This window comes from Paenibacillus solani (genome assembly GCF_050475945.1).
GTDB lineage: Bacteria > Bacillota > Bacilli > Paenibacillales > Paenibacillaceae > Paenibacillus_AQ > Paenibacillus_AQ solani_A.
This window is the reverse complement of record NZ_JBCMXJ010000021.1, coordinates 98,309-123,138: the sequence shown is the minus strand read 5'-3', so window position 1 is coordinate 123,138 and position 24,830 is coordinate 98,309. Positions and strand designations below refer to the sequence as shown.

Genomic DNA, 24,830 nt, shown 5'->3' with positions numbered 1-24,830 from the left:
CGGGGGGCTTAGCTATGAAGGATGAGGTCGTAATTGGAATTGATGGTGGCGGGTCGCATACGCGCGTCATGGTCTGCGATTTGAATGGAAATGTTCTCGCTTATACGGTTGGCGGAGCCTCTTCAATTCATAAAGACAGCAATTCACACGAGAATGTACAGCAAACGATTCTTTCGTCCCTTACCATGGCGGGCTGCGAATTGAATCAAGTTAAGGGTCTATACGCAGGTATAGCCGGCTATGAGTCGGAACAGGATATGGAATGGGTCACTCGTTTAACCGCGATCGAAGGACTTGATTGTCCAAAATGGTATGTGAACGATTCGGTTGTCGCGCACGCCGGCGCATTTATGGGGAAGCCGGGAATCGTTGTCGTGTCAGGGACCGGATCGATGATTCTGGGTATTACCGAACAAGAAACTCCTATTAGAAATGTGGATTTTCACCATTATGCCGCCAGCGCTGCGAGATTTTTATCCTATGATGCCGTATATCAGTTGCTGGCTGGAATGAATGATCCATCGGATGAGGCGTTGGTCGGCCATATTCAATCATTCTGGAATGTCGAGAACATGGAGCAGCTGCGAATGTTGGCGTTGACGGGTTTTATCAAAGACCGACAAGAGCGAGATAAGAAATTTGGGGAAATGGCCCCGCTTGTTACTTCGGCAGCTGAAGCTGGGAGCAGATTAGCTCGTAACGTATGCGATGAGGCCATGAAGCAAATTATGATAGGGGTCGAGATTCTAGGTTCATACTTCCAGCAAGATCACATATCTGTAACTGGCATTGGCAGTGTCATAAACTGTCCTTATATGACAACACAACTTAGGGACAGCTTGAAATTAAGTCATAATAAACAGTATGAATTCATAACTCCCCAGTTATCGGCTGCGGCAGGCGCTGTTCTTCTTGCTTTTCGTAACTTAGGTACGAATGTGAATGAACATACAATTGAATCTATGCGCAAACATCTTCATGCAAGATGTTAGGAATATAATGTTTACATAACGAATGTTATGTAAACTTAATTCACTTGGTAAATATTTGAACATGAACACGATGTCGTAATTTTAAATAGGAATTGTCGCATAGTTGGACTATCAAAATCAGCAAGATGTGATAACTTATATGTGGATGTTATCAATATAGAATTACATAGTATCCGCCTGCATTTTAAAGGACCTATGGATGGCTGGATGAAGCAATCGTTTATCAAATTACGAAAAAGTGATGGTGAATCGATCATGTCTAAATTGTATCGTATTGGAATTATTGGCTGTGGCGGAATAGCAAACGGAAAGCATCTGCCCAGCTTAAGCAGATTAAAGAACGTAGAATTGGTCGCATTCTGTGATATCGTTGTTGAGCGTGCAGAAGAAGCGGCGCGTAAATACGGGATTGAGGACGCGAAAGTATATAGCGATTACACGGAGCTGCTGCAGGATCAGAGCATTGATATTATCCATGTGCTGACGCCGAATGATTCTCATGCCGAGATTTCCATTGCTTCACTGGAAGCAGGAAAGCATGTTATGTGTGAGAAGCCGATGGCGAAGACAGCTGCGGATGCCAAGAAGATGATGGAAACCGCCGAGCGCACAGGCAAGAAATTGACGATCGGATACAATAATCGATTCCGTGAAGACAGTCTTTATTTGAAGCAGGTATGCGAAGCTGGTGAACTCGGAAATATTTATTTTGCCAAGGCGCATGCGATTCGTCGAAGAGCAGTTCCAACATGGGGCGTATTTTTGGATGAAGAGAAGCAAGGCGGCGGGCCTCTTATCGATATCGGTACACATGCTCTTGATCTGACTCTCTGGATGATGGATAATTACAAGCCGAAGGTTGTCCTGGGTACGACATACCATGAGTTGTCCCGTAAAGAAAACGCGGCAAACGCATGGGGACCTTGGGATCCCGAAAAATTCACCGTTGAAGATTCCGCTTTCGGTATGATTGTGATGGAGAACGGTGCTACCATTATGCTGGAATCCAGCTGGGCGCTCAATACGCTTGATATCGATGAAGCCAAATGTTCTCTTAGCGGGTCAGAGGGCGGCGCCGATATGAAGAATGGCCTACGCCTTAACGGTGAGAAATTCAGCCGCTTATATACGAATGAAATCGAATTAAGTTCCGGCGGCGTTGCATTCTATGACGGCAAGAAGGAAGAGGCTCCTGACGTGGAGATGAGAAAATGGATTGAGGTGATTGAACAGGATAAAGATCCTGTCGTTACTCCAGAACAAGCCTATGTTGTGTCACGGATACTGGAAGCTCTGTATGAATCCGCTAAAACCGGCAAAGCCGTTTACTTGGATTAATTACAGAATCCTTATGAGCAAGCCCTGATAATTCAGGGCTTGTTTTATTTTTTATGAAGTAAAACAAGCAATGATTCAAAACAAATTCAAACGAATGAGATGCACGTTAAGGGTTATACTAACCTCATAAAATATGAAAGCAGGTTAGTGTCATGATCTTTATATACAATGATTATGGTGGGACTCATACGACTTCGCTCGCAGCAGCTTATCATTTGAATCAATTACCCACGAACCGACCGCTCTCGACGGAAGAGATTCTGGGAGTTAACTATTTCAATAAACTCAAAACTTCCGATATGGGAAGGCTCATATTCCATGGCCTGGATGAGAACGGCAATCCCGTATATACCTTGGGGCGCGGTTCATCCAAAAATGTCATACCGGCCTTGAGTAATCTTAGCCATATTCTGCAGGACAAATATCAGAATACTGAGCCCATCGTATTCTCCAATACGTCGCCTACGGTTCCATTCGTCATGACGATTGGCGGATTTCTTACTAAACGATTGAAATTGAGTGCAGTTGGCGACCCAATGCTGCTAACAGGTGCGAAGCAGTGCTGCAACCTTATCCGGGAACTGGTCCTACATACGAAACAAACGGCAGCTTCAAGGTCCGGAACGGAGAGTGTTATCGTGATCGATAACAAGAACTTTTCTTCTTAGCTCGTAAAGATTAAGGCAGACGTAGCCGTATCGAAGTACCATCCGAAGATGAACCTGGATGAATCGGGTCATCTTCTTTTTTATGGACAAATGTTCGAAAAGTGATCGTGAGAATGCAGCCCGTTTGGTACAATTTGGATAGGGTGCCGCTAATTAAGGTATACCTCAGGATACTAGCTTGATTGATAATGAAGGGAATGTGGTAGTGATGAAGCGTTATTCCAGGATGGGAGTATGGATCGTTATCTTGATATATCTGATACTGCTGGGGATTGGCATCTTTCAAGACTTATTAACTATTCGTACAATAGTTCTAATGACTATCATTACCACCTTGATTGTGTTCATATTATACTGGATTCCCAAATTGTTCGCCTACATGAATCGTAGGTTATATGAGAAGTTGAGACGCATGATGAAATAAACATGCCTATCTTGCAGCTGCCGGTAAGACTAAAGAACTGTGCAAGGAATCATAAACGATAGAATGATGAACTAGAGGATGATATCCGGGTCAATCAACTTCCAGGATATCGTCCTTTTGTTTTCTCACATGATTTTTCTTTTGAAAAATCAATCGAATTCATGCCCAGCTGCGTCTTACTTTAAGAGGAGAGCGAATCGAGGCTTGTTTCCCATTAAACATAGATAGAAGAAAGGGGGACTGTGGGATGGAGAACACGATGAAGGAAATCAGGACAGCAGATTCAAAAGTGATAGAAGAAGAGGTCTTCTTTCATAACTTATCAAGCGAACAACGAAGATTGTATTCAGTTGCACTCAGTTATATGAGAAACGAAGCGGATGCGCTGGAAATGGTGCAGGAAGCATCTTGCAAAGCATGGATGAAACGTAAAAAGCTCAAGGATCAACAAGCATTTGCCCCCTGGATGATCCGGATCACAATCAACTGCTGTATGGACGAGCTGCGGCGTAAAAAGCGTATGATCCCGGTGGACACTGTGAAGGAAGAAGCTGTTGAGGAGATGCAAAGCACTGATCGAATCGATCTTGCTCAAGCTATGAGTCGGATGAAAAATAAGTATCGGCACGTCGTCATGCTGAAGTATTACCAGGATATGACCACTGCTGAGATTGCAAGAGTGCTTAAAAAACCGGAAGGCACGATTAAAACCTGGCTGCGTGAAGGGTTGAAGCAGCTTCGAAATTATGTGTAGGGCGATAAGGGAGGCGAAGCAATATGTTGGACAAAGAATATCAGCTTATGAAAGATTCAACGGTGCTGAATGAGAAGGCCAATTCCCTACCGGAATCGGAACTTTCCACTGCAGTCCGAGAAGGAATGCAGCAGGGGAGAAAACGCGAACAGCGTCGTAAGTACTCTGTAAGCATCGGTATTCTGGCAGCAATGTCTGCAGTCGTTCTTTTATTGGTTATCGGGAATCGTTCTCCGTTCACAGAGATTCAGGATCGAAACGTTCAAACCTCCAGCATTAGCAGCATGAATGGTCTGGAATCGTTCCCAATTGACCTTTTAAGGGACAGCTCCCTGAGAGAGACGCTTGAAGGCGGATTAGTCAAGCCAATCAACCTGATCGCGGAGAAGAATGGATATGCTGTAGAACTATTGGGAGCTGTTACTGATGGTCGTAAAGCTCATGTCCTATTTAATGTAATTAATCACAAAGATGTAGATATCATACTGAGAGGCTTCAGTCTTGAGTTTGGAGGTTACGTGGCACCTTCATTCGGCGCGAGGTTCGACAATTTGAGCGGAAGCGGGCAGATTTCAGCTGGGCAAAGTTCCTATTATGTTTATTCCACTGATCTTTTGCCAAACGATCCTTATACGAATGAAGCAAAAATCCACATTTCCTTATCAGATACATCAACACAAGCGCTAAATTCAAATAGCAAAAAGTATGTAACCAGCATGGACATCTCATTACAGCTTGAACCCAATATGTTCAAAGACAAGGAACGCGTTTATTCTCCGAATCGAACGCTGACGGTAGATGGACAAAAAATAAATGTTCGTCAATTACTGTTTACGCCTTTGAACACCTATGTGGACTTGGAATATAACCAAGCGAACGATAAACAGATTTATAAATTGCTGAACCCGGTTCTCATTGGTAAACGGGGAGAACATGTTGAAAAGTTATACTATCCTCAATCTACATTAAGGGATGATTCCAAAGTTACGCTGGTTTATAAGTCCAGCCGGCTCGATCAGCTCGGTACATTATCGTTAAAAACATTCGGTATCGCTGCTGTGAATAAGGATAAGCTTAAAATTGTCGTTGATCTGAACAAAAAGCAAATCATCGAAGCACCAGATAATCATCTTCAAATGTTTGACTCAGATCAACCATCAGGAGCAGGAGAAGTGTATTTTCTGCGCAAGCTTGAAAATGCCCAAGCTGCAGAAAGCTTCGGGATGTGGCTGGAAGACAGCTTCACCGATGCCACAGGAGTTAAACATAGCAGATTATCACCTGAAAACATTGGTCATAGTGGACTCCTCATGTCGGTTAAGGACGATACGATTGAGGACCAGACTTCTTATAATTTTGGAGAGAAAGCAGTAAAGTATCCTCAGCCGCTAACGATCAAGGTCAAACAATATTGGATTCCGATTAAGGATACGCAAGCGGTAGAGCTGCTGAACAAATAAAGTGATCTATCTTATGGATCATGAATTACCCCTCAAGGCAGACAGTGTAATAGAGATCAAAATTATCTTGAACTCTGCATTGTCGACTAGAGGGGTTTTTTGTGATGAGAAGAAACCATCTAAGTTTACAGCTTGTTCTCTTCGGCAATAATGGGGGAATAGCATCTAGGAGAGGAAGAAGGTTTGCATGCGGAATCGTAGAAGCACCAATCACTCCAGCCAAAACAACACAAAAGATACCCATCAGGCAGACTCAAAGAATTTCGATGCTTTGAAGGGGAGTTTAAAGGAAAGTCTGGAGCACATCCAGGCATCCCTTGGTCACAGTACCGACATCGTTATAAGAGAGATCTCTATTGGTGCAGAGAAAGAATGCCATATTGCTATCCTCTACACGGACGGTCTCGCGGACCCAAAGATGATCTCGGATAATATCATGATGGTCATAGCTGACATGACTAAATCACCGATGGGGGAAGAACCGGAAACATCGCAGTCCTGGGATAGTCGCCTGCTGTGGGAGCAAATATCTGCATTTAATCAAGAGATTCAAACGATAAATGATTACCCGGCATTATTCCACTCCTTATTGTCGGGAGATACGATTCTTCTGATGGATGGATTGGATCATGGCATGGCAGCAGGGACCCGGGGATGGAAAGATCGTGGCGTTATGGAAACGTCTGCGGAGAATGTTGTGCGGGGTCCACGGGAAGCTTTTTCGGAATCGCTGCGCACAAATACATCCTTGATTCGTAGGAAAATCAAGGATCCTAATCTCTGGATGGAGACGAAGCAGATTGGACGAATTACCCAAACGGATGTCGCAATAATGTACATCAATGGCATTGTAAACGATAAAATCGTCGAGGAAGTCCGCGCTCGGCTACAGCGAATTGATGTGGACAGCATTTTGGAGAGCGGTTATATCGAAGAATTGATCCAGGATAAAACGCTGACACCATTTCCTACGGTATATAATACCGAACGTCCTGATGTGGTTGCCGCTGAGCTTCTGGAAGGGAAAATCGCTATTATTGTGGATGGCACTCCATTTGTATTGATCGTTCCAGCACTGTTTGTCTCTTTCCTGCATGCAGCCGAAGACTATTATCAGCGCGCTGATATCAGTTCTTTTCTACGTGTACTGCGGTATTTAAGTATATTCATCTCATTGCTCGGTCCTTCCCTTTACATCGCTATAACCACGTTTCATCAAGAAATGCTGCCCACACAGTTATTATTTGGGCTGGCGGGGCAGCGGGAGCAAATCCCTTTTCCTGCGTTTGTGGAGGCCGTCTTCATGGATGTTACCTTCGAGATTCTCCGTGAGGCTGGTGTACGGCTCCCTAAAAATATAGGATCGGCTATTTCTATCGTAGGTACGCTTGTAATTGGGCAAGCAGCTGTTGAGGCTGGTATCATCTCTCCTGCCATGGTAATCGTTGTATCCATAACAGCGATATCCAGCTTTGTTGTTCCTTCCTTCAATATGTCCATCGCCTTCCGGATGCTGCGGTTTCCATTAATGGCGCTCGCCGGTTCCTTTGGCCTCTATGGCATTATTGTTGGGATTATCGCGCTTATGCTGCATTTGTGCAGCCTTCGCTCGTTCGGAGTTCCTTACCTGTCTCCTTTCGCGCCATTAATTCCGGAGGGACAAAAAGATACGATCTTGCGACTGCCACATTGGTTGTTAACCAAGCGTCCACGGTTGGTCAATCAGAATAATATGACTCGAAAAGTAAGTTCTCCTCCGCGCAAATCGCGCGAATAAATACATCAAGATCAGCAAGAAAGCGAGTGAGTTAAATGAAGCGGAGGAAAAAGATTTTAGTGATAATTCTCTTGCAGATTGTCATTGCGCTTCTACTGAGCAGCTGCTGGAATCGCAGAGAATTGAATGAACTGGCTATTGCGGTAGGCGCAGGGGTTGACTGGGTGGATAACAAATATCGTTTATCGGTTCAAGTCGCCATTCCCGGGCAAGTGACTTCCAAACGAGGCGCAAGTCCCCAGGCCCCTGCCACCTTGTATACGGCAGAGGGCGATACCATATTCGAGGCGGCACGAAGGATGACCCAGATCAGTCCCCGAAAAATTTATTTCTCCCATTTAAGGATATTCCTTATGGATGAGGCATTGGCAAGGAAAGGGGTAGCTAAAGTTCTGGACTTGTTAGCAAGAGATCATGAATTCAGACCCGATTTTTATCTGGCAATTACCAAAGGAACAACGGCAGAAGAAGCCTTGAAGATCATGACTCCTATGGAAACCATTCCCGCCAATAAACTTTATAACTCTCTGCAGGTTTCAGATAAGTCCTGGTCACCCAGCATGGTCGTGACTCTGGATGAATTAATCAATGGCATAACCAGTACAGGAAAGCACCCCGTCCTCACTGGATTAATGGTAACGGGTGATAAGGAAATCGGAGAAGATAAGAAGAACGTAGAAGACATCTATACTCCAAGCCAATTGCAATATTCAGGGCTTGCTGTTTTCAAATTCGATAAACTAATTGGCTGGTTGAATGAGAAGGAAAGTAGAGGATATCGGCTGATTAGAGGAGATGTTAAAAGTTCTGTAGGCTATGTTTCCTGCAGAAACAAAGGAAAAGTCGTCTTGGAGACATTGCGCACGGACACCAAGCTGAAGGGAAGACTTGTTGACTCTCGTCCAGAGCTGGATATTAAGGTTAGCCTTGAAGGAAATATCGGTTCTGTGGAATGCAGCGGGTTGGATTTGACTGAACCTTCAACGATACGACAGATTGAAGTCGACATGGAAGAGAAAGTAACAAAAATTCTGGAAGAAGTCATAGATAAAGTGCAGACCGAGCATAAAGTTGACATATTTGGTTTCGGTGAGACTTTTCACCGTTCTCATCCGAAAACTTGGAAAAGAATAGAGCAAGAATGGGATGATCGTTATTTCAGCTCCCTTGTAACTCATGTAAGCGTTGATTACAAAATTCGCGGAACGGGTACAACGAATGATTCTTTTCTAAATGAACTTAAGGAATGAGGACAAGTCATGCTGAGTTATACATTCATCGCCATCGTTGCCGCGGTTCTAACCTGGTTGGAACTTCCGAGGATGCGCAAGGAGAAGGAATATAGGGAGATTTGGGGGTTTGCGGCATTCATGCTTCTGGCTATAGGGATCAGTGTGGCTCAAACCATCTTGAAGGAAATTCCAACTCCCTTGGTTCTCATGACGGCGGTATTCAAACCGTTCAGTGATTTGCTCTCAGCGGTAGGCTTGATTCGATAGGAAAAGGAGCAGGAATGATGCCCAAAGTTAAAATTTCTCTGCGTCAAGTGAGCATATTAACTGCAATGTATCTTATCGGGAGTGCCATTCTGATCCTCCCCTCAGGTATGGCTTCTATGGCGAAACAGGATGCTTGGATTGCATCTCTCGTTGGGATGGGATTCGGGTTCATCATTCTCACCGTGCAATGGCAATTGTCCAGAAAATACCCGGAAACCAACCTGCTGAGCTTGTCCGAGAAGCTGTTAGGTAAATGGATCGGGAAAACGGTGAACCTCCTATTCTTGGTCACATTGTTTCTGGGAGGACCCGCTCCCGTGTTACATGATGTTGGCCTCTTCATGACAGTTCAGATGCTTCCGGAAACCCCGATACAGGCAATTATATACCTCTTCGGGCTATTGGTTATACTGGGTGTACGCTTAGGGCTAGAGGTGCTTGCCCGTTCAGCGGAGCTGCTATTTCCTTGGTTCCTGCTTCTGTTCATCTCGATGAGCATCTTGTTGTTATCGACAATTAAATGGGAGAATGCTCAGCCTATTTTGGAATCAGGAGTTAGTCCAATAATTCCGGCAGCGATTTCGTTTGTCAGCATAGCCTTCCTGCCCAACATCGTACTGATGATCATTTACCCAGGCTCAGTTAACCGCGCGGAGGATACTCACAAAGCCGTATACATCGGGTCCCTGATCGGAGGGTTGGTGCTGTTTATGATTATTGCCTTGTCAATTCTAGTCTTGGGACCAGAAGTAACAGCACGGAATCAATATCCCAGTTACATGCTGGCCAAGAAAATCAATATCGGCAATTTTCTACAGCGTATCGAAGCCGTAATGGCTGTTATGTGGTTTATCACTTTATTTTTTCGCATCTCTCTGTATATTTACGCCATTACCATCGGCTTAAGCCAAATTTTTAATATCAAGAATTATCAGCCGCTGGTACTGCCGATTGGCTGGATTATGGCGATGGTTTCCGTTTTCATATACCCCAATGTTCCCTACGAGACCCAATTTAATGAAAAGACATGGGGCCCTTATACGATTACGGTGGGGTTTCTTTTTCCGTTACTCTTGCTATGCTTGCATTTTCTGCGTAAAAAGCGACCACAGAAGTCAAAAAAATCATCTAACTCGGCCTGAATGTTAGGGGTTTGAACAAGTTATCGGATAATCCAGTGAGGATTATTCTAGGTAAGACGTAAAACTATTTACGTGGAGAAAGTCGTGCCCGGGAAAATAGTTGACATAAATTATATTATGTTAACTATAGTGTGAAGCCGCATGAATCATGCGGTTTTTTCAATGTTGCCCCAAAAAAGTGTTTCTCTACTAAATCAGTGATTGAATCACAGTAATATTGGGTTTTTTTCATATTTTTGTTACTATAATCTTAATGTACATACTATCCAGGGGCGATGTTGAAAGCAGCATTGAACCAGGATAAAAAGTTACTTAAAGGTTCATAGCCACCTACATGAGGAGGAGTATGGAGGGATTATACTATTTTATTGGACTTGTGTTGTTAGTGGGCCAGTGGGTCCTGCCTAAGATCATTGATGTAGGCGAGGAGGAAATGAGGGACACGCCGGTTTATAGAGGGTTTCTCTTGGGGTCATGGGCTCTATTGATTCCTATTCTTATTCTCATATGGACGATGGATAGGAGCAGACCTTATCCCGTATGGCCATTTTTATTAGCAGTTCTTTACTGTTTTCGTGGGTATATGGAGTGGAAATACATACGGGAAACCATTCGTCACCAAGTTTCATTCATATTGGCAGGAGTATTCATTCTGTTTGCACTTTTAATGGTTTGTATCCTTTTATTTGGTACAACGAATCTCTGAAAATGTTAAACGTACACCTTTGCAAATATGGGGGAGCGTAATGAACTATGAATTCAGTTTAACTGCTTCGATGTCTGAGCTGGTATGGTATCCAGATGAGTGGGCAGATGAGTATCAAGTCCATCCGAACTTCAAATCGGTCATGGATTGGCTTGGCATCTCGGTTCCGGTATCGGATATTTACGAGCGTTATTTCGAGAGTCCCGTGAATAGCGGCCATGTTCTCGTATATGAGCAGACGTTGGATTCGAATTCCTGCATCGTGCTGGATACATATCGCGATCCACTAGATCAGATGGATTTGATTCGAATGGGTTGGCGAAGTAAGTTTGAAGATCGGGAGATACGCCGGATATCCCGTAAATTTTATGATGCATGTGAATATGCAATTCGATACCAGGAAGGACAATCCGCATTAAGCGAGTGGCTCCGTGAAGATCTGTACCCGCGGAAATTCACCTATCAGACATTATTTGAGCAGAGAATAAAACGATATGTGAACCTTGTGGAGTCATCAAACGATGACAAATGAACAATTTGAATAATAGAGGCTCACGATACCTTTCAAAAACAGGAGGAATATCCAATGGTATATGGTCAACCGGGACATTACACAACTGCTCCAAAAGTTAAAAGAAACATACTCAAACCGCCTGTTAGAAGTGTAGAACCTGCTTAAAGAATCCGGACTCATGGATATGTATTATCCGGTTGCAAACCATCAAAAAAGTATAGAATCGATAGGGGGGATGGATGCTGCTGTCCCATTGTTGAACGGCGGCAGCATGGAATTAACGCCGATGCTTCGAGAGAGATATAGTTATGCAACTTAGATTCAAGACTTGACTTGGTATTTTCCTAGCTTAGGTGAAATCAGTGACATGATGGACAAAGAAGATGTAATCGATGCTTATGAGGCGCATAAGGAGGACTGGGGAGATTCGGCGCCAGCAACCTTTCCTTTAAGCCAGCTCTCACTTCTAGCATACGCAAGCATAGAAGATGGAAATATCGCATATTTGGTTTGGCCTTATTCAGGCAACGGGAAAGAATTGGAACAAGAAGTATGGACTTATGTAGGACACAGTGAAAGCCGTTTCCGGAATTTAGCCGAATTTCTCGAAAGTTTGTTCAATTAATATTCATCCTTAGATCCGGCATTTCGATGCGATGACAATTGCTATTAAGTGATGAGCGACAATAATAACAAGATCCTGCAAACCACGCCAAACGTGGTTTTTTTTCATTTGTACTTACGATTGCTGTAAGTGATTAGTTTAAATGGATATAAGTTGTGATATTCGGGTTATCCTAACCTCAGAGGAAAGACTTTGAATGCATTCTGTTATGCCGCTGGAGGGCAATCATGAATAATACAGGACAATATAGGAGGCTTGAGCATGAAACCCATAACTGGTACATCGAATGTCGCGATCCTTGGAATGGGCACAGCTTTGCCTGTGCACGCTGTGGCACAGACGGATATTGCAGATTTGATTGCCTCAACTTTGCAGGATCGACCTGATCTGGCTCGCTTTGCCCGTAAGGTATTTCGATCATGCGGTGTTGAAAAACGTTATACTTGCGAATCCAATTACCTGGGGCCAGTTGAGGAATGCCGCTACATGCCTTCACCTGACGAGAACGGTGTCCCGACTACTGAGGAGCGAATGAATACATATAAAAGAGAAGCTCCTCCCCTAGGTATAGAAGCAGCACGGAACGCACTTCGGGATGCCGGAATGTCACCCGAACGAATCACCCATCTCATAACCGTTAGCTGTACGGGACAGTATCAACCAGGACTGGATGTTGCGCTGATCCGTCATTTAGGGCTATCTCCGCGAGTGAATCGGCTGCCGCTGATCTTCCAAGGTTGTGCGGCCGGTCTCAAGGCCATTCAAATGGCCCGGGATGTGGTCTTGGGAAAGCAGGACGCCCAAGTACTTGTGGTTAGCGTCGAGCTATGTACCCTTCATTTTCAGCCCGTTCAGGGGAGGGAGGCTTTGTTTGCATCTTCGTTCTTCGGAGACGGAGCTTCTTCCTGTGTCATTGGTTCCCCTGAAACACATCATCAGGATTATCTGGAGCTCGGTGCAGGTTATTCTGTTCTGTTGCCTGATACGACGGAGGATATGACATGGGAGATCGGTAATAGGGGGTTTGATCTGTTCTTATCCCCGCGTATTCCCAAGTTGCTGGGTACCCATCTGGAAGCAGAGCTGCGTGCTTTATCAATAAACGATACGCTTCCCGAGTTGTGGGCCATCCATCCGGGTGGACGAGGCATCGTTGATTCCGTACAAGAGGTGCTGCACTTGAACGATGAACAAACCCGTTACAGCAGGGACATTCTACGAACGGTAGGGAATTTGTCTTCTGCAACGATTATGTTTGTATTGAATGCTATGCGTCAAGAAATGCATGCTCGGAATAAAGCTTCGGCGGAAGGGGTAGCTATGGCTTTTGGGCCTGGTCTGACAGCGGAGCTTATGCGTTTTACGTATGTCAAAGCTTATGCACCATCAATTAAGGAGCAGGATCATGTCCTTCTTTAGAACATTGTCCTACCGTGCACGGGAAGATGAGCTTATGGATGACTTCAGCATGGGAGGAGAAGAGCTGAGCGAAGCGCTTCAGCATCTAAGGCGGCTGAATCGGATATTTGCGGCGCCTGGGCCAACGTTATCCGGTGTCGAGAAGTTATGGAAATCGATGGGCTGCCCGAGCACGCTGAGTATCATGGATGTAGGCGCCGGTTCCGGAGATGTCAATCAGAAGCTGCTGCGTTGGTCGGATCAAAAGGAGATACAGCTGAACATTACCTTAGTGGATAAAACCGAGGAAGCATGTGATGAGGCAAGACGGCTGTTTCGTCATGAACCAAGAGTTCAAGTACGGCTCGCCGACGTGAAAGAGGTCCCGGATGCCTCCGCCGATATTGTGACCGGTTCCCAGTTCATTCATCATTTCGAAGGAGAGCAGCTCATTGAGATTGTTTCGCATATGCTTCGGGCCTCCATCCATGGCGTTGTGATCAATGATATTCACCGGCATCTGTTACCTTATACAGCAGTCTGGCTTACCACCCGCATGATCTCAGCTAATCGTTACATTCGCCATGACGGGCCGCTATCGGTTGCCAAGGGATTCACAGGGAGAGATTGGAGAGAATTGAAAGAGCGGCTCCAGCATGAAACGATGACCTATGAATGGAAGCCGTTATTCCGCTATTCCGTTGTCATTCCGAATGATCCGTAGAGATATATTCTAATCCACTGCTTACTGCGTCAACAACTTCATCATGCTATAGGAAGGCAGGGATTCTTTCGATGTTGAAGCAAGCGGATGTCATTGTCATCGGAGCTGGAGTGGCTGGCACCAGCTGTGCGCTACAGCTTGCGAAGCAGGGACATCGTACGATTTTACTGGATCGCCAAGCTTTTCCACGCCACAAAACCTGCGGGGAATTCATGTCACCTGAAACCCGCGAGATGCTGAATTATTTAGGTGTTGAACTGCTTGTCCAAGAGGTTAACCCCACAATAATGGATCATGCCAAAATCGTGATGCCTCACGGCGGTGAGATAACGGCACCACTTCCGGGGCAGGCAACAGGTATAAGCCGCTATGAGCTGGATCGTATTCTGCATGAGAAGGCAACAAGTATGGGGGTGGAGATTGTTACCGGCATTACGGTGACCAATATTCATAAACGTGGTGATCATCACTACGAGGTCAATACGAAGCAGGGAAAGGAGTCTGCTCGGTATGAGGCTAGGGTTATTATTGGAGCATATGGCACCAAAAGACCCCAAGGTGTTGCTTCCCCTGATGGATATCGGGATGACACCGTATATGTTGGCGTAAAATCTCATTATAGCGGCTTGAACGTGACTTCACGGGTGGAGCTGTATTTTTGCACCGGTGGTTATGTCGGGATCTCGCCAATCGAGAATGGAACCGTCAATGTGGCTGCATTGCTTAGTCTGAATTCGGTTCGGGGAAGTGGTAAGTCGGTTCCGGAAATTCTCCGAGCTGCTTCCAGTACGAACAAAAGGTTAGCTGACCGAATGGCTGAAGGAGAACCTGTGCCAGGAACCCAGGTATCGATAGCCCCGCTTCGTTTATCCAATACACCGGAGCCATGGTCTCAATATCCGCATATTGGCGATGCCATGCTCATGCTTCCGCCCCTTTGTGGAGATGGAATGTCGGTTGCTCTGCGGTCTGCATGGTTATGCTCAGTGTGGACTAACAAGTATCTAAATGAAGAAATCAGCTTCGATGAATGGAAACAACAATATACGGATGAAGCGAATCGCACCTTTGGTCAGCTTGTCAGAAGGGCGAGGAGAATCCAAAGCTTGGCCTTTGCCAGAACCAACAGATTCTATCCACGCATTGCCCGGATGATGCCCGGACTGGCAACCTATATCGTAAAAGCTACCCGATTATCAGAGATGGATATCGCAACAAGATAAGCCGCTATTTGCGGCTTTTTTGGGTTGTATGGTCAGAATAGATTTAATCACGGAGCCTATCATTGTATAATGAGATCTATTATGACAGAATAAATGATGCTAAACAAAGCAATATTAGCCCATGGAACAAGGAGTCGTTTTCATGAACATAGCAGATCTGGAGCAGCTAAGAAGTCTTTTTGCAGAGCATCGAAATGATGTTTTGGCTGGTAAAATGAAAGGGTATATGCGCAATCACTTTGAGTTCTATGGCATACAGTCGCCTCTGCGAAGAGAGCTAACCAAGAAATTTCTTGATGAATATGGTTTTCCGCAGGAAGATCAGGTTTTCGAAGTGATTACGAAGCTATGGAGCATGGACGAAAGGGAAATGGCGTGCGTAGCGCTGCAGATCATGGATATGAGAAAGCGAAAATTCCACCTGGATGACATCAAGCTTATTGAATATATGACGGTCCATAAATCATGGTGGGATACGGTTGACCATATCGCTTCAAATCATGCGGGGCATTATTTTAACAAATTTCCTGAACAGCGGGGGATCGCTGATGAATGGATTCGTTCAGACAACCTTTGGCTGCAGAGATCGGCAATCTTGTTTCAGTTAAAGTATAAGCAGGAGACGGATATGGAAAGACTATTCCACTATATTACTTTAACTGCGGACTCGAATGAATTCTTCATTCAAAAAGCGATAGGTTGGAGTCTCCGCCAATACAGCAAATATAACCCCGACGCCGTAATCAACTTCGTGGAGTCAAACTCTTTAGCAAATCTAAGTAAACGTGAGGCCCTAAAAGTGGTTCAGCGAACAATGCTTTCCTCGTAAGACCTATTTCATTCTATAGTAAGTTGATACCGCCTGTTCCCGTTAAATATAATGAAGGCTCCAACGTTGTCATGTATAACCTTGAAGCCTTCTATGTACTTTATCTGAAAATTCGACTCAATTTTCGATTACGATCCGATTCAGCTTGAGATTAACGGGTGCGGCAATCGTATCGCCTACAGGGCATTTACTCTCCAGGAATTCTACGAATGCCTCAACCTTCTCGGTGGGTGAAGAAGTCTTAATGTAGAACGTATAACGAATATCGGAGTAACCTGGGCGCACGTCAGAACGGTTAAAGAATCCGTCGAGATCCAGATCTCCTTCTACATCAACCCTGAAATCATCGAGAACTACATCGAACTTAGGGGCATACACACGCGCTACAATGGATTGGCATGCTCCCAAAGAGGCGAGTAATGCTTCCACAGGATTCATACCCGTGTCTGTACCGCCGAGGCTGGCGGGTTCATCGATGATAAGTTCAAATTGTCTTGCTCGAGTGACGACTCTGACTCCTTCTTGCAAGTGAGCTGTTGATTTGAATGTTTGAACGTTTGGCATTGTTGTATCGCTCCTTAATATCCATGTTAGAATTGCTTCACACTATAAAAACCGACTTTTCTTGTATGATTAATGTGGATTATATCTTTGCAGCTCTTATCTGTCAATAAGAAATTAGTAATCAAGCGAAGAGGAGGGGCTGAAGCGATTGCGTGAGATTAGAAGAAAGGTGAAGGAGTCCAAAAAAACAAAGAGCATGTCTCGTAAGGAGAACATGCTCTTGCAGCGATACTAAGAACGGTCGGACGCGTTATTTTGCTGTTTCAGCAAATCGCGAATTTCTGTTAATAATTCTTCTTCCTTTGACGGAGCAGGTGGTTCTTCCGGTTTGGCTTCTTCTTTTCGTTTAAATCGATTGAGAGTCCGAATGAACATAAAGATCGAGAATGATACGATTAGAAAGTCCACTACCGTTTGAAGAAATACACCGTATGTAAGGGTTGCATCCCCGATGGTCGCATTTAATCCGGAGAGATCCACACCGCCCAGAAGTAATCCGATGACAGGCATAATGATGTCGCTCACTAGAGAGGAGACGATTTTGCCGAATGCTGCCCCGATGATTACCCCTATGGCCAAATCCAGGACATTCCCTTTGAGGGCAAAGCTCTTAAATTCTTTTAACAAGTTCATATGTATTCACCTGCTTTTCAATCCATAATATTAGGCAGCATACTGCCACTCGAAATATCCTAACAGCAACCAGCTCAATGTGCAAGATCACAAGGTCATATTTTTTCATGGCATTTTTACTTCTACCAAGGATTACTGTATGAGGAGGTGTGCTTCATCGGTTAATAAGCCTGGTATACAGGTTGACCGTGATTTATATCCATGTTAAGTTTTTATTATTCGAAATATAACGGGATTGTATAGAGGAGGGATAAAGCGATGACTGAGCTAGAGGTTGTAGATGTTTATGTGAACCTGTCGATACTAAGCAACTTAGACAAGGTTCACACTATAATGAATCAGATACCGGAACTTTATCCTTCTATACTTAATACGCAACTGTGCTTAGCGATGGCTTGATTGTCGCTTAGTTTCTTTATGGTATAGTTAGGTTAATGTAAGCGCGAAAATGCACCGGAACTCTGGTGTTTTTTGTGTTTTTTTTCGTTCTGAAATTTTGCCATAGAGGGATGAGAAAAATGTCATTAATCAATGTTTCAAACCTTTCGTTTACTTATGATAGCAGCTATGACCCGATATTCGAAAATGTTAGCTTTCAAATCGATACCGATTGGAAATTAGGATTTACCGGAAGAAACGGCAGAGGGAAAACTACATTCATGAACCTGCTGCTGGGCAAGTACGAATACAGCGGAACGATCTCGGCTTCCGTAAGTTTTGAATATTTCCCTTATCATGTCGAGCACAAGGAAAATCTCACCATCGATGTGATTGAGGAAATCTATCCGGAATATGTTCATTGGCAAATCGTGCGCGAGCTCAACTTGTTAAAGGTCTCGGAAGATATTCTCTACCAGCCGTTTAATTTATTGTCCAGTGGAGAACAAACCAAAGTGATGCTGGCGGCGCTGTTCATCAAGGAGAATCGTTTTCTGTTGATTGACGAACCGACGAATCATCTAGATATGCATGCGAGAACATTGGTGAGTGAATATCTCAGCAAGAAAAAAGGGTTTATTCTGGTGTCTCACGACAGGTCCTTTCTCGACCATTGTGTGGACCATATTCTCTCCATTAATAAAACCAATATCGAAATCCAGAAAGGAAACTTTTCCACATGGTGGGAGAACAAAAAGCGGCAGGATGAATTTGAGCTTGCCAGCGACGAGAAACTCAGGAAGGATATTAAACGTTTAACCGATTCTGCCAGAAGGACTGGAGGTTGGTCGCATGAGGTGGAAAAATCGAAGAACGGTACCCGCAATTCCGGCTCGAAGGTAGATAAAGGGTATATTGGCCACAAGGCAGCCAAAATGATGAAGCGATCTAAAAACTTGGAGCAGCGGCAGCAATCGGCCATTGAAGAAAAGTCAAAGCTTCTTAAAAATATTGAAAGCGCGGAGAGTCTGCAGATATTCCAACTGGATTACCACAAAAAACAACTGGTCGAGCTGGAAAATGTATCGATTTCCTATGGCTCCAAGCAGGTGTGCGATAACTTGAGTTTTGCCATCGAAAAAGGGGACCGGATTGCCCTTTCGGGTAAAAACGGTTCAGGAAAATCCAGCATCCTTAAACTGATAAACGGGGAGGATATTCCCTATACTGGACAACTTTCAAGAGACAATCAACTGAAGATATCCTACGTGTCCCAAGAGACGTCCCACCTTCAGGGCAGTTTATCGGATTATGCCTTCAGCTGCGGTATTGATGAGAGTCTGTTTAAATCGATATTACGAAAGCTTGATTTCTCCAGACTTCAATTTGAGAAGGATATAGCGACTTATAGCGGAGGACAGAAGAAGAAGGTGCTGATTGCTAAAAGTCTTAGTGAGCACGCTCATTTGCATATTTGGGATGAGCCGCTTAATTTTATTGATGTGATCTCCCGTATGCAGATTGAAGAACTGCTGCTTGAATATGCACCAACGATTCTGTTCGTTGAGCATGACCGTGCATTTTGCGAAAATGTGGCAACGAAGTTCGTTGAGCTTGAAGGAACTATGTAAACCGAACATGCCCTGCATAAGTAAAACTTTATACATCCCATCCGCATTCGCTATAATGGATACAGCGATTTAGGGAAAGGAATGTCAGGCATGAAGAAAGTGATCGTCATAGGATCAGGAATATTAGGAGCATCGACGGCTTACCAGTTGGCAAAAATAGGAGCCGAAGTTGTTATTATAGACCGTAAGGATAAAGGACAGGCTACGGATGCCGCGGCAGGTATTATCTGCCCCTGGCTATCACAGAGGCGAAATCAGGCTTGGTACCAATTAGCCAAAGCAGGGGCGCGTTTTTACCCTGAGTTAGTGCAAGAACTAATCCGCGAAGGTGAAACCGAAACAGGCTATGCCCAAGTTGGCGCATTGAGTATTCATGAGGATTTGGACAAAATCTCCAAGATGGAGGATCGGGCTCATATCCGAAAGGCAGATGCTCCCGAGATTGGTGAGATTACCCGGCTGAATGAGGAAGAAACCCATGAGCGTTTTCCACTGCTTGGCGAAGGCTATCATTCCGTCCATATTAGCGGTGCCGCCCGCGTTGATGGTCGAGCACTGCGCGACGCGCTGATCCGATCTGCGCAGAGGAATGGGGCTAAGCTTATAAACGGGGACGCTGCATTGTTATATCAGGCTAATCGGGTAACGGGAGCAGCTGTCGGTGACGATCGCTTTGAGGCTGATGAAGTCATCGTTTGTGCCGGCGCATGGGCGAATCAGCTGCTTCAGCCGTTAGGCATCCATTTTCAGGTGCGCTATCAGAAAGCGCAAATCATGCATATCCAGGCGTCTGATCAGCAAAATACAGGTGACTGGCCTGTTATTATGCCGCCTTCGGATCAGTATTTGCTCGCTTTTGATCATCAGAAAATTGTGATCGGGGCGACTCACGAAAATGAAGTCAATGGCTACGATACGAGAATAACTGCCGGTGGCATGCAGGAAATCCTGAATAAAGGATTGGCCTTGGCACCCGGTTTGGCAGACAGCATATTTCAGGAAGTACGTGTAGGTTTTCGTCCGTTCACACCCGGATTTCTCCCGGTTATAGGTGCTGTCCCTGGATGGGAAGGCCTGATTACGGCCAACGGACTCGGCGCGTCCGGACTGACGATGGGGCCATTTATCGGTAGTCAATTGGCGAAGCTGGCGCTGGGTTTGCCACTCGATATCGACATCCGTGAATATGATATTCGCTCGGCGCTAGGAGAGAGTTGAGGTAAGTACAACACAATCGGATTTGGTTCAAGCCAGTCATGGAAGGCAGACTTCCGATATAGAGGCCATAGGTAACACGAGGACAAACAGAAACTGACTATTTAGTATGATGAAAGCCGCGAATATTTCGCGGCTTTTTAATGTTGAGATGACTGTAGTCCAATCTGTTAAACAGTAGATAGTGATTTGTTCACTTGGTTCGCCTTGAGCTTGCCGAATATAAGTCGAACTGTCGGTCCTACAATGAGAAGCTGAAGCGGCAGGGCAAAAATAAAATTTTTCAGGAGTATGGAGAAGTAATTACTAAGCAAAGAGCCTCCAGCAATGCTGTTTGCATGGTAAGCGGAAGCCAGTCCGTACATGGACATAAAGGTAACCATGCCGATCACCATACATAGTGCCATCAAGACAACCATAAGGATCTTGCTGGATTTATTACGCATTAGGGAAAATACAATTTTCTTTGCTGTGGGTCCCACAACAAACGATTCCAGCAAGAAGGCTATTACAAAGCCCAATATCAATTGCATGAGTATGGCCATGAACGATATCTTTCCAATTAATCCGTTGGTGATCAGATTGTAAATCGTCATGAAAATGACCATTCCCGTGCACATCATCAACCCGAAATAAATATGCTCTTTCTTTGTTGCTGGCAATTTCATCATCCTTTCTAGTTACCTTAGTCATTATAGAGATCGGGGAAAGCCTCTCGTAAGTGAACGTTCTGTGAACATTTACAGAAAACATTCCGTTTTTTATGAATTCTTAGTCCTAAAGTTTTAAAAGTTGAACGAATCCTGGTTGAAAAGTTATAAGCGAATATCAGTGGACCTAGATGAATTTACGGACCTCCGGCAGATGTGCGGATTATCCATGTCATGATAGGGTTAAGATAGGATCAGACAGCCATTGTAAGTGAAAACGAACGATGTAGCGTCGAATCCTCCTTTTTTAACAAAAAATGACCATATTACGATATTGGTCAATCGGTTCTGTATCGAGATCCACGATGTCCCAATGGGGACAAACTTAAAGAGATTATAGGATTATGGAGGGAGATATCATGACACAGAATAAGGCAGTGCCTCAACCTAAAACCTACGGTCCGCTGGGCAATTTACCGCTGCTGGATTCAGCAGCTCCGGTCCAATCGCTTGTGAAGGTTGCTTCAGAACTTGGTCCAATCTTTCAGTTTCAGTATCCTGGTGGACGTAAGGAGCTGTATGTATCCGGCTATGAATATGTGAAAGACGCTTGTGATGAGAAGCGGTTTGATAAACGAGTCTGGGCGCCGCTCCAGAATGTACGGCCTTTTGCAGGAGACGGATTGTTTACGAGCGCCACACATGAGCCCAACTGGAAAAAAGCACATAATATTCTGCTCTCCAGCTTTAGTCAGCGAGCGATGCAAGGCTACCACACCAAAATGGTAGATATCGCCATGCAGCTTATTCAGAAATGGGCCCGGCTCAACCCCGACGAAACCGTTGATGTTCCTGCCGACATGACACGGCTAACGCTGGATACCATCGGCCTGTGTGGATTTAATTACCGGTTTAACAGCTTCTACCGGGAAGACAATCATCCGTTTATCGACAGCATGGTGCGAGCTCTGGATGAAGGTATGAACCAGCTGCACCGACTGGGCATCCAAGACATGTTTATGCTCAAAAAGAAGCGGCAGTTTCAGGAAGATGTCCAGAGTATGTTCTCACTTGTTGATGAGCTCATTCAGGACCGCAAGAAGCATGGCGGCGATGAAGGGGACTTGCTTGCGCATATGCTGGAAGGCGTTGATCCTGATACAGGCGAGAGACTGGATCAAGAGAATATAAGGTACCAGATGATTACGTTTCTGATCGCCGGGCATGAGACGACAAGCGGTTTGTTGTCTTTTGCCATCTATTTCTTGATGAAAAACCCGGATAAATTGCAAAAAGCGGTAAGCGAGGTGGACCGCATTCTGAAAGATCCTGTGCCAACGTACAACCAAGTGCGGGAACTCAAATACGTCCGTATGGTTCTGAACGAGTCACTGCGATTATGGCCAACTGCACCTGCGTTCTCGCTGTATGCTAAGGAGGATACGCTAATTGGTGGAAATGTTCCGATCAAGAAGGGCGATAGTGTAACGGTTCTGATTCCTGGACTGCATAGAGACACCCGTGTGTGGGGAGACGATGTGGAGACGTTCAGACCGGAACGCTTTGAAGATCCCAGCAAGGTACCACATGATGCTTACAAGCCTTTTGGTAACGGACAGCGAGCATGCATCGGACAGCAGTTTGCCCTGCAGGAGGCGACCTTGGTGCTTGGCTTGGTTCTCAAATATTTTGATTTGATTGATAATCCGCCGTATGATCTGAAGGTTAAGGAAACCCTCACTTTAAAACCGGAAGGATTCCATATACAAGTTCGAAACCGTCAAGAGGGAACAGCACTCTTGGTCCCTGGAGGAGGCAAGGCGCCGTCATCCGATTCGGAGAAGAAGGCAAACTCCGCGGCGGCTGATACGGCTGTGGCGAATGCCCATCATACGCCGCTGCTCGCTTTATACGGATCCAATCTCGGTACGGCTGAGGGAATTGCCCGCGAGGTCGCAGATGCTGCGATGCAGCAAGGGTTCGACAGCCAGGTAGGCACATTGGATGATTATGCCGGAAAGCTACCGAAAGAGGGCGTCGTTATTATAGTCAGCGCCTCATACAACGGACAGCCGCCTTCCAATGCAAGAGCGTTTACAGAATGGCTGGAAAAAGCCGAGGCATCGGAAATCCAGGGTGTGAAATATGCCGTATTCGGCTGCGGGGATCACAATTGGTCCAGCACTTATCAGCGGATTCCCCGCTTGATAGACGAACAGCTTGCTGCCAAAGGGGCCAAGCGTTTGCTCATGCGTGGTGAGAGTGATGCCAGCGGCGATTTTGAGCGTGAAGTCGATGAATGGACCGAGCATTTATGGCCGGATCTGATGCAATCCCTAGGACTGCCGATGACTTCTGTCAAAGAGCCGAAACGAAGTAGCGTGTCTATCCAGTTCGTTCAAGGAGCCGCCGCCGTGCCTCTGGCAGAAACTTACCAGGCTGTTACAGGACATGTGGTTCACACACGCAATCTGCAGCATACGGACAGCGGAAGGATCACGCAGCATATCGAAATCGAGCTACCCGAGGGAACGGATTATCATGAAGGAGATCATCTGGGGGTGCTCCCCATCAATCCGGTGGAGCTGGTGCAGCGTGTTCTTCGAAGATTCACACTGGAGGCCGGATCGAACTTGATCCTGTCTGCTGAAGGAAGAAGCAGTGCACATTTACCGACAGGCATTCCTGTCCGTTTGGACGACCTACTGTCCCGCAGCGTGGAACTGCAGGAGCCTGCCACAAGAGCGCAGATTCGGGAAATGGCAGCCTATACGGTATGCCCGCCACATGCCAAGGAGCTTCAAGCGCTGCTAGAGGAAGCGACCTATCAGTCTGAAGTGCGGGCCAAACGGATCACCATGCTTGACCTGCTCGAGCGATACGAAGCGTGCGAGCTGCCATTTGAACGTTTCCTTGAGCTTCTGCCACCACTGAAGCCAAGATATTATTCAATTTCCAGTTCCCCGAAGGTTAGTCACCATACGGCAAGCATCACGGTCAGTGTGGTTCGAGGACAAGCATGGAGCGGTCATGGGGAATACAGAGGTGTGGCTTCCAACTATTTGGAGCAATTGAAACCAGGCGCTGAGCTTCTGATGTTCGTTCGTACGCCGGAGTCGGGCTTTGCACTGCCGCAAGATCCGGCAACACCAATCATTATGATCGGACCGGGTACGGGCGTGGCTCCCTTTAGAGGGTTCATCCAGGCAAGACAAGCACTTCGGAAGGCTGGTCAGGAGCTGGGTGCTGCGCACTTGTACTTCGGATGCCGGAATCCGGAACATGACTATCTTTACCGCGAGGAATTTGAGCAGGCAGAGCGGGAAGGTCTGGTGACTTTGCACACGGCGTTTTCGAGGGTCGACGGCGTAGATAAATGCTATGTGCAGCACTTAATGACACAAGACGGCGAATTATTGCTATCCCTGCTGGAGTCAGGAGCACGAATGTATATTTGCGGTGATGGCTCACGAATGGCACCGGATGTGGAACAAACGCTGATTCGTGCTTACCAGGAGCGACATGACGTAAATGAGGAACAAGCAGCCGCCTGGCTATCCGGGCTGGAGGCGTCGGGACAATATGTCAAAGACGTTTGGGCCGGATTATAATCATGACACCGTGATTTGTCGTTCTCAGATCTCCTTGCGATCTGCTACGGTTATTATGTAAGATGGTCAGTACAT

At 45.5% G+C, this 24,830-nt stretch carries 22 protein-coding genes; 19 read left to right on the top strand and 3 right to left on the bottom strand.

The genetic code is table 11. The annotated features are described in order from the left end of the window. The first annotated feature begins 14 nt into the window (after nt 1–14). The 16 genes from ABEQ74_RS26535 (at nt 15) to ABEQ74_RS26460 (ending at nt 16,073) form a co-directional block, all read left to right on the top strand. Entirely contained in the window at nt 15–992 is a 978-nt protein-coding gene (locus ABEQ74_RS26535) for an N-acetylglucosamine kinase (protein ID WP_430125233.1), read from the top strand. A gap of 255 nt (nt 993–1,247) precedes the next feature. Beyond that, complete coding sequence (locus ABEQ74_RS26530) at nt 1,248–2,330, top strand: Gfo/Idh/MocA family protein (RefSeq protein WP_430125232.1); 1,083 nt, start codon at nt 1,248–1,250, stop codon at nt 2,328–2,330. A gap of 152 nt (nt 2,331–2,482) precedes the next feature. Further along, a complete protein-coding gene (locus tag ABEQ74_RS26525) occupies nt 2,483–2,998 on the top strand; it encodes a DUF3189 family protein (RefSeq protein WP_430125231.1) in 516 nt (171 codons plus the stop codon). Between the two features lie 671 nt (nt 2,999–3,669). Further along, nucleotides 3,670–4,176 carry a sigma-70 family RNA polymerase sigma factor gene (locus ABEQ74_RS26520; RefSeq protein ID WP_430125230.1) on the top strand — a complete coding sequence of 169 codons (507 nt, stop codon included), beginning with the start codon at nt 3,670–3,672 and terminating at the stop codon, nt 4,174–4,176. A 23-nt stretch (nt 4,177–4,199) separates the two neighbouring features. Beyond that, the gene (locus ABEQ74_RS26515) at nt 4,200–5,636 is read left to right on the top strand and encodes a DUF4179 domain-containing protein (RefSeq protein ID WP_430125229.1); all 1,437 of its coding nucleotides are present in this window, start codon (nt 4,200–4,202) and stop codon (nt 5,634–5,636) included. A 187-nt stretch (nt 5,637–5,823) separates the two neighbouring features. Continuing rightward, a complete protein-coding gene (locus ABEQ74_RS26510; RefSeq protein ID WP_430125228.1) occupies nt 5,824–7,413 on the top strand; it encodes a spore germination protein in 1,590 nt (529 codons plus the stop codon). A gap of 59 nt (nt 7,414–7,472) precedes the next feature. Continuing rightward, complete coding sequence (locus ABEQ74_RS26505) at nt 7,473–8,663, top strand: Ger(x)C family spore germination protein (RefSeq protein ID WP_430125227.1); 1,191 nt, start codon at nt 7,473–7,475, stop codon at nt 8,661–8,663. Between the two features lie 9 nt (nt 8,664–8,672). Next, nucleotides 8,673–8,912: a hypothetical protein gene (locus ABEQ74_RS26500; RefSeq protein WP_430125226.1), complete on the top strand. Its 240-nt coding sequence runs from the start codon at nt 8,673–8,675 to the stop codon at nt 8,910–8,912. Between the two features lie 17 nt (nt 8,913–8,929). Then, nucleotides 8,930–10,054, top strand: coding sequence for a GerAB/ArcD/ProY family transporter (locus tag ABEQ74_RS26495; RefSeq protein ID WP_430125225.1), 1,125 nt, complete (start codon nt 8,930–8,932; stop codon nt 10,052–10,054). 334 nt (nt 10,055–10,388) lie between these two features. Further along, nucleotides 10,389–10,760, top strand: a complete 372-nt coding sequence (locus ABEQ74_RS26490; protein WP_430125224.1) for a DUF4181 domain-containing protein — start codon at nt 10,389–10,391, stop codon at nt 10,758–10,760. 40 nt (nt 10,761–10,800) lie between these two features. Continuing rightward, nucleotides 10,801–11,292 (top strand): hypothetical protein, encoded by a 492-nt coding sequence (locus ABEQ74_RS26485; RefSeq protein ID WP_430125223.1) that lies wholly within the window; start codon nt 10,801–10,803, stop codon nt 11,290–11,292. Nucleotides 11,293–11,641: 349 nt separating this feature from the next. Beyond that, nucleotides 11,642–11,899 (top strand): hypothetical protein, encoded by a 258-nt coding sequence (locus tag ABEQ74_RS26480; protein ID WP_430125222.1) that lies wholly within the window; start codon nt 11,642–11,644, stop codon nt 11,897–11,899. A 261-nt stretch (nt 11,900–12,160) separates the two neighbouring features. Beyond that, nucleotides 12,161–13,318: a type III polyketide synthase gene (locus ABEQ74_RS26475; protein WP_430125221.1), complete on the top strand. Its 1,158-nt coding sequence runs from the start codon at nt 12,161–12,163 to the stop codon at nt 13,316–13,318. Continuing rightward, nucleotides 13,305–14,021 carry an SAM-dependent methyltransferase gene (locus tag ABEQ74_RS26470; protein WP_430125220.1) on the top strand — a complete coding sequence of 239 codons (717 nt, stop codon included), beginning with the start codon at nt 13,305–13,307 and terminating at the stop codon, nt 14,019–14,021. The genes ABEQ74_RS26475 and ABEQ74_RS26470 overlap by 14 nt, the downstream gene beginning before the upstream one ends. A 71-nt stretch (nt 14,022–14,092) precedes the next feature. Beyond that, on the top strand, nt 14,093–15,244 hold the full coding sequence (locus ABEQ74_RS26465) for an NAD(P)/FAD-dependent oxidoreductase (protein WP_430125219.1): 1,152 nt from the start codon (nt 14,093–14,095) through the stop codon (nt 15,242–15,244). A gap of 142 nt (nt 15,245–15,386) precedes the next feature. Then, nucleotides 15,387–16,073 (top strand): DNA alkylation repair protein, encoded by a 687-nt coding sequence (locus ABEQ74_RS26460; RefSeq protein WP_430125218.1) that lies wholly within the window; start codon nt 15,387–15,389, stop codon nt 16,071–16,073. A gap of 117 nt (nt 16,074–16,190) precedes the next feature. On the opposite strand, the gene ABEQ74_RS26455 is transcribed toward ABEQ74_RS26460, so the two are convergent. After that, nucleotides 16,191–16,637 (bottom strand): OsmC family protein, encoded by a 447-nt coding sequence (locus ABEQ74_RS26455; protein ID WP_430125217.1) that lies wholly within the window; start codon nt 16,635–16,637, stop codon nt 16,191–16,193. 231 nt (nt 16,638–16,868) lie between these two features. Beyond that, the gene (gene mscL, locus ABEQ74_RS26450) at nt 16,869–17,270 is read right to left on the bottom strand and encodes a large conductance mechanosensitive channel protein MscL (RefSeq protein ID WP_430125216.1); all 402 of its coding nucleotides are present in this window, start codon (nt 17,268–17,270) and stop codon (nt 16,869–16,871) included. A 518-nt stretch (nt 17,271–17,788) separates the two neighbouring features. Here mscL and ABEQ74_RS26445 point away from each other — a divergent pair. Together ABEQ74_RS26445 and ABEQ74_RS26440 are read left to right on the top strand one after the other, a co-directional pair. Continuing rightward, nucleotides 17,789–19,279 (top strand): Lsa family ABC-F type ribosomal protection protein, encoded by a 1,491-nt coding sequence (locus tag ABEQ74_RS26445; RefSeq protein ID WP_430125215.1) that lies wholly within the window; start codon nt 17,789–17,791, stop codon nt 19,277–19,279. 90 nt (nt 19,280–19,369) lie between these two features. Further along, nucleotides 19,370–20,497 carry an NAD(P)/FAD-dependent oxidoreductase gene (locus ABEQ74_RS26440; protein ID WP_430125214.1) on the top strand — a complete coding sequence of 376 codons (1,128 nt, stop codon included), beginning with the start codon at nt 19,370–19,372 and terminating at the stop codon, nt 20,495–20,497. A 167-nt stretch (nt 20,498–20,664) separates the two neighbouring features. On the opposite strand, the gene ABEQ74_RS26435 is transcribed toward ABEQ74_RS26440, so the two are convergent. Then, nucleotides 20,665–21,156: a hypothetical protein gene (locus ABEQ74_RS26435; RefSeq protein ID WP_430125213.1), complete on the bottom strand. Its 492-nt coding sequence runs from the start codon at nt 21,154–21,156 to the stop codon at nt 20,665–20,667. Between the two features lie 407 nt (nt 21,157–21,563). On the opposite strand from ABEQ74_RS26435, the gene ABEQ74_RS26430 reads away from it, so the two are divergent. Further along, nucleotides 21,564–24,755, top strand: a complete 3,192-nt coding sequence (locus ABEQ74_RS26430) for a bifunctional cytochrome P450/NADPH--P450 reductase (RefSeq protein ID WP_430125212.1) — start codon at nt 21,564–21,566, stop codon at nt 24,753–24,755. Nucleotides 24,756–24,830 lie beyond the last annotated feature (75 nt).

Excerpts from the sequence above, each read along its gene's own strand:
- ABEQ74_RS26480 (WP_430125222.1), top strand. The coding sequence starts at position 11,642 with ATGATGGACAAAGAAGATGTAATCGATGCTTATGAGGCGCATAAGGAG.
- ABEQ74_RS26485 (WP_430125223.1), top strand. The coding sequence starts at position 10,801 with ATGAACTATGAATTCAGTTTAACTGCTTCGATGTCTGAGCTGGTATGG.
- mscL (WP_430125216.1), bottom strand. The coding sequence starts at position 17,270 with ATGAACTTGTTAAAAGAATTTAAGAGCTTTGCCCTCAAAGGGAATGTC.
- ABEQ74_RS26525 (WP_430125231.1), top strand. The coding sequence starts at position 2,483 with ATGATCTTTATATACAATGATTATGGTGGGACTCATACGACTTCGCTC.
- ABEQ74_RS26455 (WP_430125217.1), bottom strand. The coding sequence starts at position 16,637 with ATGCCAAACGTTCAAACATTCAAATCAACAGCTCACTTGCAAGAAGGA.
- ABEQ74_RS26510 (WP_430125228.1), top strand. The coding sequence starts at position 5,824 with ATGCGGAATCGTAGAAGCACCAATCACTCCAGCCAAAACAACACAAAA.
- ABEQ74_RS26530 (WP_430125232.1), top strand. The coding sequence starts at position 1,248 with ATGTCTAAATTGTATCGTATTGGAATTATTGGCTGTGGCGGAATAGCA.
- ABEQ74_RS26515 (WP_430125229.1), top strand. The coding sequence starts at position 4,200 with ATGTTGGACAAAGAATATCAGCTTATGAAAGATTCAACGGTGCTGAAT.
- ABEQ74_RS26500 (WP_430125226.1), top strand. The coding sequence starts at position 8,673 with ATGCTGAGTTATACATTCATCGCCATCGTTGCCGCGGTTCTAACCTGG.
- ABEQ74_RS26520 (WP_430125230.1), top strand. The coding sequence starts at position 3,670 with ATGGAGAACACGATGAAGGAAATCAGGACAGCAGATTCAAAAGTGATA.
- ABEQ74_RS26535 (WP_430125233.1), top strand. The coding sequence starts at position 15 with ATGAAGGATGAGGTCGTAATTGGAATTGATGGTGGCGGGTCGCATACG.
- ABEQ74_RS26460 (WP_430125218.1), top strand. The coding sequence starts at position 15,387 with ATGAACATAGCAGATCTGGAGCAGCTAAGAAGTCTTTTTGCAGAGCAT.
- ABEQ74_RS26465 (WP_430125219.1), top strand. The coding sequence starts at position 14,093 with ATGTTGAAGCAAGCGGATGTCATTGTCATCGGAGCTGGAGTGGCTGGC.
- ABEQ74_RS26430 (WP_430125212.1), top strand. The coding sequence starts at position 21,564 with ATGACACAGAATAAGGCAGTGCCTCAACCTAAAACCTACGGTCCGCTG.
- ABEQ74_RS26475 (WP_430125221.1), top strand. The coding sequence starts at position 12,161 with ATGAAACCCATAACTGGTACATCGAATGTCGCGATCCTTGGAATGGGC.
- ABEQ74_RS26445 (WP_430125215.1), top strand. The coding sequence starts at position 17,789 with ATGTCATTAATCAATGTTTCAAACCTTTCGTTTACTTATGATAGCAGC.
- ABEQ74_RS26490 (WP_430125224.1), top strand. The coding sequence starts at position 10,389 with ATGAGGAGGAGTATGGAGGGATTATACTATTTTATTGGACTTGTGTTG.
- ABEQ74_RS26495 (WP_430125225.1), top strand. The coding sequence starts at position 8,930 with ATGCCCAAAGTTAAAATTTCTCTGCGTCAAGTGAGCATATTAACTGCA.
- ABEQ74_RS26440 (WP_430125214.1), top strand. The coding sequence starts at position 19,370 with ATGAAGAAAGTGATCGTCATAGGATCAGGAATATTAGGAGCATCGACG.
- ABEQ74_RS26470 (WP_430125220.1), top strand. The coding sequence starts at position 13,305 with ATGTCCTTCTTTAGAACATTGTCCTACCGTGCACGGGAAGATGAGCTT.